We start from the raw sequence: 214 nt of genomic DNA on the forward strand, positions 1-214 counted from the left end.
CTTCGGCCCGTCCTCGGGTAGGAGTGCCCGGGATGGCGTGCCCCATCCGTGCCCTAAGGAGCGGGGGTGAGCGGTAAGTGACGGGCAACAGTGGTGTCTGGCGACTGGGTCCAGCACGGGCTAGGCGTGAACATTACTGCACGTCAGAGGCCCCGTAGGCCGGCCAAGTTAGCGAGATTCCCAAGCTTATAGCGCGAGTTCGATTCTCGTCGCC

Origin of the sequence: Kitasatospora nipponensis, from assembly GCF_039528135.1 — a bacterium.
GTDB lineage: Bacteria > Actinomycetota > Actinomycetes > Streptomycetales > Streptomycetaceae > Kitasatospora > Kitasatospora nipponensis.